This is a genomic window from Tardiphaga sp. (genome assembly GCF_028290785.1).
Taxonomy (GTDB): domain Bacteria; phylum Pseudomonadota; class Alphaproteobacteria; order Rhizobiales; family Xanthobacteraceae; genus Tardiphaga.
In genome coordinates, this window is the sequence record NZ_JAQGJD010000072.1 from 1 (window position 1) to 10336 (window position 10336).

Consider the following 10336-nt stretch of genomic DNA (forward strand, 5'->3'; position numbering starts at 1 on the left):
CTTTCGGCGCGTCGCGCTTCCTGGCCTCGATGGAGCGCAATGCGGCGATGAAGGCCGGGCGCACGCCGCTCGATCCGCGTGCGCAGGACTTTCTGTCGTCGCATCCGGCGACGCCGGAGCGGGTCCAAAACGCGCAGGCCAATGCGCGGCAGTATTCGTCGCCGGAAGGCGGCGAGCGCGACCGCGAGACCTATCTCGCGGCGATCGACAACATCGTCTACGGCGAAGACCCCAGCGAAGGTTTCGTGCGCGGGCGACGCTTCCTGCATCCCAAACTCGGTTTCACCTTCCAGGCGCCCGAGGCCTTCACCCTCGACAACACCGCGCAGGCGGTGATCGGCGTACGCGAGGGCGGCAACCAGGCGATGCGCTTCGACGTGGTCCGCGTGCCGGCCGAGCAGACGCTGAGCGACTATCTCAATTCCGGCTGGATGGAGAATGTCGATAAGGCCTCCACGGAGGAAGTGACCATCAACGGATTCCCGGCGGCATCGGCCACTGCGCAGGGCGACCAGTGGCAGTTCAAGGTCTATGCGCTGCGCTTCGGCAGCGACGTCTACCGTTTCATCTTCGCCGCCAAGACGAAGAGCAACGAGAGCGAGCGCAACGCGCGCGACACCGTCGGCTCGTTCCGCCGCCTGACGCTGGCCGAAATCCAGGCGGCGCGACCGCTGCGCATCAAGGTGATCACGGTGCAGCCCGGCGACACCGTGGAATCGCTGTCGCACCGCATGAACGGCGTAGATCGTCCGCTGGAACGGTTTCGGATTCTGAACGGGCTCGATGCGCAGGCCACGGTGAAGGCGCGGGATCGCGTCAAGGTCGTGGTGGATTAACTCCGGTAGCCCGGATGACAATCCGGCGCCGGCCCATCCGCGTTGACGTGGGCGCCCGGATTGCGCCAGCGCGCCACGCTACGCGCGGCCCGCTGACTTCATCCGGCTACTCCTCACGCAGCAAAAAGCCCGGCGTTTCCGCCGGGCTTTTTCAATTCTTGAACCTGCGTGAGACTTACGCGGCTTCGTCCGCAACCGCGGCATCGTCGCCATCGGCGTCCGCATCGTCGGCGCCGGCTTCTGCACCGGCTTCGGCCTTGGCGCCGCGGCGCGGGCTCTTGGCGAGCTGGCCTTCGATTTCCTTGACCGCTTCGGTCTCGGTGACGTGCTGCACGACCGCGATTTCGCGCGACAGCCGATCGAGCGCGGCTTCATACAGCTGGCGTTCGCTGTAGGACTGCTCGGGCTGCGAGTCGGAGCGGAACAGATCTCGGACCACTTCGGCAATCGCAACGATGTCGCCGGAATTGATCTTGGCTTCGTATTCCTGGGCGCGGCGCGACCACATGGTACGCTTGATGCGGGCGCGGCCCTTCAGCGTCTCCAGCGCGCGCTTGACCAGCGCCGGCTCCGACAGCTTGCGCATGCCGACATTGGCGACCTTGGCGGTCGGCACCCGCAGCGTCATCTTGTCCTTCATGAAATTGATCACGAACAGCTCAAGCTTGGCGCCTGCAATTTCCTGCTCCTCGATGGCGAGGATCTGGCCGACGCCGTGCGCCGGATAGACCACGAACTCGCCGGTCTTGAAGCCCTGGCGCTGGGTCAGAACCTTCTTCGGCTCCTCCGCGCGCGGCGTGGCCACCGCCGGCTTCGCCGCAGCGACAGCGGGCTTGGCAGCCACCGGCTTGGTCGCGGGCTTCGCGACGGCCTTCACGGCCTCCTTCGGCGCCGTCTTGGGCAGCGCGTTCTTGGGCAGTGCACTCTTTTCAACGGGTTTGGCAGCGACCTTCGCGGCGGGCTTGGCGGCAGGTTTTGCAGTCTTGTTGGGCATTGCACTTCTTTTGCTTTTCGAGGACTTGGTATTTAAAGACTTGGCACTTGAAGCCTTGGGAGCCACGACCTTGGCAGCCGTTTTGGCGGGCCGGGTCACCTTGACAGAAACCCCGGCACGGCCTTTGGTTGCACTGCGGCTCGCCGCGGGCGCTTTCTTCGAAGCCTTCGAAGAAGCTTTCACGGTCTTGGAAACACTCTTTTTACGCGTTTTCTGTGACACTGCCTGCGCGCGGGAACTGCCACGCCCCTGTTTGATGATAACGGGGAACCCGACAGGGCCAATCGAGCGGCACCACAGGGTCCAGCTTCTTGAATGTGCCTATAATAGCACATTTCCCGCAAAAATCAATGATTTATGCCCCGCGCAGGCCCTTTTGGGGTGACTTGCAGGTCATAATCCAGGTCAGGGTAAATATGTCGCCGGTCGCATACCACCGGTCACAGGCTGCGCGCCTGTCTAGTCGCCGGTACCGGGCGCCGGCGAGAAGAACTTCTCGAACTTGCCTTCCATGCCGTCGAAATCCTTGGCGTCGGCCGGCGCGTCCTTCTTCTGGGTAATGTTCGGCCAGCTCTTGGCGTATTCGGTATTCACCTCGAGCCACTTCTCCAACCCGGCTTCGGTATCCGGCTTGATGGCATCGGCCGGGCATTCCGGTTCGCAGACGCCGCAATCGATGCATTCATCCGGATGGATGACGAGCATGTTGTCACCCTCGTAGAAGCAGTCCACGGGACAGACTTCCACACAGTCGGTGTACTTGCACTTGATGCACGCTTCTGTGACGACGTAGGTCATCCAAGGCTCCGGAAACTATCAATTTTCACAGTTTGCGTAGCGCACCCACCGGGCAGCCGCAAGGGATGCGGCGTGCATCCGGGCATACGTTTGCGACAGAGAGAATATCTTTGCCATGAATGGCTGCTCGCCGACCGGTTCAGCCCCGATGGCTATTCGTGCTGATGTTGCAAATCGGCGTAAAGCTCGCGCGCCGCCGAGGCATCGCCGCGCCGCTCGGCGAATCCGGTGATCTTCATCACCCGCACGGTGCGATCCAGCGCCACGGTCACCACATCGCCGATCTTGACGCCGTGGCCGGGGGACTTTTCGCGTTCGCCGTTGAGGCGGACGTGGCCGCCCTCGACCAGCGCAGCAGCGCTGGTACGGGCTTTCACCACCCGCGCATGCCACAGCCACTTGTCGAGACGCTGGCGTTCCAATCACCACCCATCATCGCGTCAGAAGGCGATCTTGCTTCCCTCGCCCCGTCTACGGGGAGAGGTGAAGTCTCTCTTAATCCTTGCGGCCGGCGAGCTGTTCCTTGAGGGCGGCCAGCTTGGCGAACGGCGAATTGGGATCGATCGGGCGGTCGCGCTCGCGTGGCGCGGCCGAGGTGGCGTAGGGCCGGGTGGCGCCGCCGCTGTTGCGGTCGCCGCGGTCCGGACGTCCGTCACGGCCACCCTTGTCGCGGTCGCCGCCCTTGAACTTGCCTTTGCCACGGTCGCCGAAGCTCTTGTCGCCCGGACCCTTGTCACCCGGCTTGCCGCCGAAGCGCTCGCGCGGCGGACGGCCCTTGTTGTCGTTGTCGCGCGGCCCGCGATTTGGCTGGCCTTCGGCGGGCGCACCGGCGTTGGCAACCGGCGCGTCGCTGCGCGGACGACGGAATTCGTTGTTGCCGCGGTCGCGGCGCCCCTGGTTCGGACGATCGCCGGTGCGCTCGCGCTTGGCACCGTCGGCAGGCGCTTCGCCTTCGGCGGGCTGGGCGGTGGCGGACGCATTCTGGTTGCGCTGGTGGCGGTTGCGATCATGGCGCGGCGGACGGCGTTCTTCCGCACGGCCACCGGGACGCCAGACTTCGACCAGTTCCGGCGCAGCGGCTTCGACGGGCGCAGCGGCGTCGGGGGCAGAGCCGGCGACGACAGCTTCGGCGGAAGTCTCGGCAGCGACGGGCTCGGTAACATCGGCGGAAGTCTCAACCGATGCCGCTTCTTCGGCAGGAGCTGCTTCGACGGGCGCCGCTTCAGCGACCGCGGTGGCCGGATTCGGCTGCAGCTCGACCACAGCGGCTTCGCTGGCCACGCTCGGCACCAGATCGACATCCGGCAGCAACGAGGCCGACGGCGAGGCGACCACCTCTTCGACGGCAGGCGCATCGTTGGTGGCGTCGGCGATTTCCTGGGTCTCGACGGCAACGGCAGGCTCTTCAGCCGTCGCTTCCGTGGTGACAACAGCGTCATCAGCAGGCGTGTCGGAGGAAGGCGCGTCAGAGGCAGACGCTTCCGACGCCACGGCCTCCGTCGAAACAGCTTCGATCGGCGTCGTCGCGGCCACCGGCTTCGGCGGCGCGGGCGGCAGCGGCGGACGCTTCTCCATGCGATAGCCGAGCGCGCGCAGGATCGAGGCAAAGTCCTCGCCGGCCGAACCGGTCAGCGAGGTCATCGCCTGCGTCACCACAAAGCTGCGGCCATCGAAGGCGCCGGCGGGCTTCTCGCCCGGCGAGGCTTCGCGCCACGACAGCGCAGGACGAATCAGATCGGCGAGACGCTCGAGAATATCGACGCGCACGGCGCGTTCGCCGCACTGGCGATAGCCGAGAATGCGATAGGCATCTCGGTCGAGCAGCTTGTCGACCGGGAACGAGGTGCGGCCGGAGCCGGCCAGATGCTGCGCGGTGGACAGCGCCGACATATCGACGTTGTCCTGCTTCTGCGCCCACAGCAGCAGCGCCAGCGCGCGCGCCGCGGGCTTCAAGAGCGCCGGGACATAGATGTGATAGGCGCCGAACCGCACGCCGTATTTGCGCAAGGTGGCGCGCGACGGCTGGTCGAGGTCCTTCATCTCGGTGGTGATCTTCTGCCGCTCCAGCACGCCGAGCGCCTCGGTGAGCTGGAAGGCGATGCCACGCGCGATGCCGGTGATGTCCTCGGCCTTGGTGAGGTCGAACAACGGACCCAGCAGCTTCTCGATATGGGTCTTCAGCCAGAGATCGAGCCGGGTCTGCACCGCCTCGCGCGGCGCGCCGGACAGGCGATCGTCGGAAATGATGCGAAGGCGGGGATGCAGGACGTCGTCGGCCGCGACCAGGCGCGCCACCGCGTCACCGGTCCAGCGCAGCGTGCCGTCGGAGGCGAGCACGAACTGATCGTCCGGCGCGTTGCCCAGCTTCTCGGCCCGGGCTTCGATTTCACCGGCGAGCGCCTTCAGCGCCGCGGCCTGCAAGGCCTTGGCATCGGAGCCAGCCTCGGCCGCATCGGGCGCAAAGGTGAAACCGTCCAGACGGCCAATCACATGGCCCTCTACGATCACTTCGCCAGTTTTACCAATTTCAGTATTCAACATCGTGTTTTCCCGCAGGCGGCGCATCAATACACTGGTACGGCGATCAACGAAACGCTCCGTTAGCCGTTCGTGCAGTGCATCTGACAGTTTATTTTCCAATTCGCGAGATATTTGCTGCCAATGATCGGGATCGGCGAGCCAATCCGGACGATTTGCCACAAAGGTCCAGGTCCGAATCTGCGCGATTCGCCCCGATAACGTGTCGATATCACCATCGGTTCGATCCGCTTGCGCGATTTGCGAGCCGAACCACGCATCGGGAATCCGACCGCGCTTCATCAGGAAGCCGTAGATCGTCACCACCAGCTCGGCATGTGCTGCCGGAGCAATGCGGCGATAATCCGGGATCTGGCAGGCATCCCACAGTTTTTCGACGGCCACCTTGCCCTGCGCCCACTCCTTCACGTCGGGATCGCGCGCGGCATGATCCAGCACACGCAGATCTTCGGCAATCGGCGCACGGGTCAGCGCGTCGTGGTTCGGCGTCACCGCCAGCGACACCTGCAAGGCGGCGACGGAAGAAAAATCAAGCTTCGAATTACGCCATTGCAGCACTTTGACGCTGTCGAAGGTGTGATTCTGCAGCGCGTTGACCAGTTCGGGCTCAAATGGCGCGCAGCGACCGGTGGTGCCGAAGGTGCCGTCCCGCGTCGCGCGGCCGGCGCGGCCGGCGATCTGCGAGAATTCCGACGGATTCAAGCGGCGGAATTGGTAGCCGTCGTATTTGCGATCGCTGGCGAAGGCGACGTGATCGACGTCGAGGTTGAGGCCCATGCCGACGGCGTCGGTGGCGACGAGGTAATCGACATCGCCGGACTGAAACAGATCGACCTGCGCGTTGCGGGTGCGCGGGCTCAGCGAGCCCAGCACCACCGCAGCACCACCATGCTGGCGCTTGATCAGCTCGGCGATGGCGTAGACTTCATCCGCCGAGAACGCGACGATCGCTGTCCTGCGCGGCTGCCGCGTGATCTTGCGATCGCCGGCGAATTCCAGATGCGAGAGCCGCGGGCGCGTCACGATGCTGGCGCCGGGCAACAGCCGCTCGATGATCGGCCGCATCGTCGCGGCCCCTAATAATAGCGTTTCATCGCGGCCGCGGCGATTCAGGATGCGGTCGGTGAAGACATGGCCGCGCTCGAGATCGGCGGCGATCTGGATTTCATCCACCGCGAGAAACGACACGTCGATGTCGCGCGGCATCGCTTCCACGGTGGAAACCCAGTAGCGCGGCTTCGGCGGCTTGATCTTCTCTTCGCCGGTGATCAGCGCAACGGCGTCGGGACCGACGCGGGCGACGATCTTGTTGTAGACCTCGCGCGCCAGAAGCCGCAGCGGCAGGCCGATGATGCCCGACGAATGCGCCAGCATGCGCTCGATGGCGAGGTGGGTCTTGCCAGTGTTGGTCGGGCCGAGCACCGCGGTGACGCCGGCGCCGGGGGCCCGACCGTTTGGCGGGAGAGAAGAAAAGGCCATGTTTTTCAGGTATTTCCGCGTCGCCGGCTTTTCAAGCTCTGTGTCATATTGCAACGCCGGAAAGCGCGCGGCTTAAGCTTTGGAACGGGGCCGGAACGAAACCGGCCCGAATCGGTGACTCCGCACCAGCCGCCGGGGTTCTCCCCAACATCCAGCGTTTGGTGCGTCGAAATCTCACTAGATCAAGTTTGCGTGGCGCCAACAAGGCCCGATAAGGTCTTGAAAACATTAATGACGCGGGGACTCCGAAGCGGGTTGGAGTCAAGCGCCAAATGGCCGGTTCCCGCTGCCGCATTTTGGCCGCAAGAATTGAAAACGTCGTGCGGGAATGGCGCGGTGAAATCGCCGCGCGCTCGTTCGTTTCCGGGAGCCGGGATCCAGCTTTTTAGGCAACCGGGACCCCGGATCTGCAGCGCACCACGCGGCAAGTGCCGCGCGCTGCGCAGCGTCCGGGGAACGAGGCCGCCGTTCTCCTAATTCGTCTTCGCCGCGGTGCGCGGCGGCGCGGCTGTGGTGACGAACTCGACGGCTTCCAGCGCGGCGCTGCCGAGCGGGGTCGGCACGGTGATCTTGTAGGGCACCAGCACGCGGGTGCCGGCGATCGGCGCGAACCAGACTTCGATGTTGCGCTGGGCGGCGAGATATTTGATCGCGGCACGGTCCGGGATGTAACCGGCGATCGGCGTGAAGTAGAGCGCGCAGACCACGACGGGGCCGTGATAGCCCTTCTCGGCCTTCACGGTTTCCATGCGCTTGTAGTCGAGCTTGATGTCGTAGCGCATCCGGCCGTCGAACACCGCGGTGCCGGTGCGGCAGGAATCGGCGGCCAGCACCTCGCCGCTGCCGGGCACGCGCAGCAGCGAGCCGGTCATCGGGTCCAGCACATTGCGGCGGTGCGCGTCGGTGACCGGGATGCGTTCGGGATCGACCGGCGGCTCCGGATCGATGGAGAATTCCTTGATGTAACCGGAGGTCACCACCATGCGGATGGTCTCCGACTTCTTCGCCGAGGTGGTGGTGGCGGTATAGGCCGAGGGCACCAGCGCGCCCGCGACGACGCGGCCGTTGGAGGCGCCGCTGCCGGAGCCGCCGGCAAACGCCTTCAAGAGCCCGGAGGTGCCGCCCTGCGCGGAGGCCGTATAGGCATCCTCGCCGATCTCGATCGACCAGCCGCCCTTGCCGACCGGAATGCCGGCCAGGCTGGCTTCATACTTGGCTTCGAGCTTGCCCTGCGCCTGCGCCGGCGCGGCCGACAGCGCGGCCAGGCCCACAAGGCCGAGCGCGGCGAGGGCCCGGCGCACCAGGCGCCGCGGCGGAAACAAAGCAGGAGGGCGAAGCGTCACGCAATAATCCTTGGATATCCCCGGCGACATCCGCGCCGCGGGCACGCGCCCGCCCGGAAAATCGCCGGCGACCGGCGCGCCGGATGGGAACCGGCCGGTGTCGCGATATTTCCGGCCCGATTGCGCCGATTATATGGTTGAACCCGCAGCCGAAACCAAGCTAAACGCGAGGCCTGCCGCGGATCGCCACGCGTTTTCGACGCGGGTAATCGCGACGGATATCTTGACCTTGGCGGCCAAGCCCCCTATAGGTCCGCGGTTCCTGAAACACGGACCCAATTTACAACCCCTGCCTGGCACATGGCTGGCGCGGGGATGACAGAGGATTTTCGCCATGTCCCGGCGCTGCGAACTGACACTCAAGGGCCCCCAGGTGGGCCACAAGGTGAGCCACTCGAACCACAAGACCAAGCGCCGGTTTCTGCCGAACCTGGTCAACGTGACCTTCCTGTCGGACGCGCTCGGCCGCGGCGTGCGGATGCGCGTCTGCACCAACGCCGTCAAGTCGGTCGATCACCGCGGCGGCTTCGATGCCTACCTGATCAAGGCCAAGGAGAGCGAACTCTCCCAGAAGGCCGTGCTGCTGAAGCGCGCCATCGAGAAGAAGACCCCGGCCGCGGAAGCCGCCCCGGTCAGCGTCGCGGAAGCGCCGGCAGCGTAAGGGTTTTAGCTATCGCTGCGGCGATAGCGGATTGAGAATTTGAGAACGGCCGGATCGCAAGATCCGGCCGTTCTTGCGTTGGGGGACCCCAAAATGGCAGCTATTTGAACCGCAACCAAGAATCGCGGAGAGTACGGAAAACAACTAAACATAAACTCAGAGTCATGGAGCTTTGATGCGATTCTTCGCCGATGGCCCAAACATACCAGATGAACTTCTCGAAAGTCGCGACGACGGAAATGTCGTTTTCTTTTGTGGAGCAGGTATTTCGCTTTCGGCTGGTCTGCCCAGCTTTATCGATCTTGCCGATCAAGTGGTGGAGGAACTCGGGGCGCCACCCGATGCCAAAGTTCGGAAGACACTGGCTCGTGCCAAAGAGGAGCCAGATGGGGCAGTTTCCTTAGATCAGATCTTTAGCATGTTGGAGCAAGAATACAGGCAGTCCCAAGTCAACGTAATAGTTCACAAGCTGCTCGAGACGTCACCGTCAGCAAAGACTGATCAGCATTCCATAGTCTTGCGTCTTTCCATTAATGCTTCCCGTCAGCCGCAAATCGTTACGACCAACTTCGACTTGCTGTTCGAACGGGCACAAAATGGATTGCAAAAGCACATTTCGCCTGCACTTCCAGATATTTCAAGCGGGCAGCCGCTAACGGGACTGGTCTATTTGCACGGGCGATTGAACGCTCAAGAATCGCGAGAGGGAGTTCCGCAACAACTTATTCTTAGTAGCTCCGATTTCGGCCGAGCCTATTTAGCTGATGCGTGGGCGACGCGCTTTGTCCGAGATCTGTTGAAGAACTACGTAATCGTACTGCTTGGTTATTCGGCCAACGACCCGCCAATCCGCTATCTGTTGGAGGGACTACATGCGAAGGCTGACGTCAGTTCGAAACGAATCTTCGCATTCGATCAAGGAACAGAGACAGAAGTCGCGGATCGCTGGCGCGATCGCGGAGTAATCCCTCTTGCCTACCCCAGGTCAGACGCTAAGCATTCTGCACTTTGGAAATCCTTGAATGCATGGGCTTATCGTGCCGATGATCCCGAAAAGTGGCGCAATTCCATTGTAGCATTAGCTTCGAGTAACCCACGGAAGCTCACTCCTCATGAACGAGGACAGGTCTCCTCTATAGTTCGCACAACCGTGGGCGCAAAATTGTTTTCAGACGCCGCTGAAGCCCCACCCGCGGAATGGATCTGTGTTTTCGATCACAATGCACGTTACGGAGAGCCAAGAGAAGCGACAAGATACGGAGTTGGGATAGATCCGTTATTTTCGTATGGCCTAGATGACGACCCTCCACGAGAGCAAAAACCAAAAGCCGCGAGCACCCACCTCGGAATAGACGTGTTGTCTACGTCACCCTTCGACGAACGTCGCGATGAATACAATAGGCTCGCCGGCGTAAGCGACCGCGCTGCGAACCCCATTTCTCCCAGGCTATTTTATATAAGCCGCTGGCTTGGAAAGGTACTTCAACAGCCTGCTGCCTTATGGTGGGCGGCAGGTTATCATTCCTTGCACAACAGGTTGGTAGACCAACTAGAGTGGCGTCTCGATCAAGATAACTCGTCGATAGACCCTGAACTAGGTCGCGTTTGGCGGTTGCTTTTACATAAGTTCTCAAATGGATTCGAGCGACAAAACCAGCAATATCGTGTGATTTCGAAGATCAAGCGC

The 10336-nt window shown here is 63.0% G+C and carries 7 protein-coding genes and 1 pseudogene; 3 read left to right on the top strand and 5 right to left on the bottom strand.

The genetic code is table 11. The features are described 5' to 3' along the window. A pseudogene (locus tag JWR89_RS04095) lies at positions 1-836 on the top strand (Zn-dependent protease); the annotation flags it as partial. 175 nt (positions 837-1011) lie between these two features. Here JWR89_RS04095 and JWR89_RS04100 read toward each other — a convergent pair. The 5 genes from JWR89_RS04100 to JWR89_RS04120 all read right to left on the bottom strand — a co-directional run bounded on the left by JWR89_RS04100 (position 1012) and on the right by JWR89_RS04120 (position 7916). Continuing rightward, positions 1012-2052, bottom strand: coding sequence for a CarD family transcriptional regulator (locus JWR89_RS04100; RefSeq protein WP_299712086.1), 1041 nt, complete (start codon positions 2050-2052; stop codon positions 1012-1014). A 237-nt stretch (positions 2053-2289) separates the two neighbouring features. After that, on the bottom strand, positions 2290-2628 hold the full coding sequence (gene fdxA / locus JWR89_RS04105; protein WP_299712088.1) for a ferredoxin FdxA: 339 nt from the start codon (positions 2626-2628) through the stop codon (positions 2290-2292). 152 nt (positions 2629-2780) lie between these two features. Then, a complete protein-coding gene (locus tag JWR89_RS04110) occupies positions 2781-3050 on the bottom strand; it encodes an RNA-binding S4 domain-containing protein (protein ID WP_299712089.1) in 270 nt (89 codons plus the stop codon). Between the two features lie 73 nt (positions 3051-3123). After that, the gene (locus tag JWR89_RS04115) at positions 3124-6645 is read right to left on the bottom strand and encodes a helicase-related protein (RefSeq protein WP_299712091.1); all 3522 of its coding nucleotides are present in this window, start codon (positions 6643-6645) and stop codon (positions 3124-3126) included. Between the two features lie 473 nt (positions 6646-7118). Continuing rightward, positions 7119-7916 (bottom strand): DUF3108 domain-containing protein, encoded by a 798-nt coding sequence (locus tag JWR89_RS04120; protein WP_299712096.1) that lies wholly within the window; start codon positions 7914-7916, stop codon positions 7119-7121. A 406-nt stretch (positions 7917-8322) separates the two neighbouring features. On the opposite strand from JWR89_RS04120, the gene rpmB reads away from it, so the two are divergent. Continuing rightward, positions 8323-8649 carry a 50S ribosomal protein L28 gene (gene rpmB / locus JWR89_RS04125; RefSeq protein ID WP_299712092.1) on the top strand — a complete coding sequence of 109 codons (327 nt, stop codon included), beginning with the start codon at positions 8323-8325 and terminating at the stop codon, positions 8647-8649. A gap of 175 nt (positions 8650-8824) precedes the next feature. Next, a partial coding sequence (locus JWR89_RS04130; protein WP_299712094.1) for an SIR2 family protein occupies positions 8825-10336 on the top strand: 1512 nt, incomplete at its 3' end.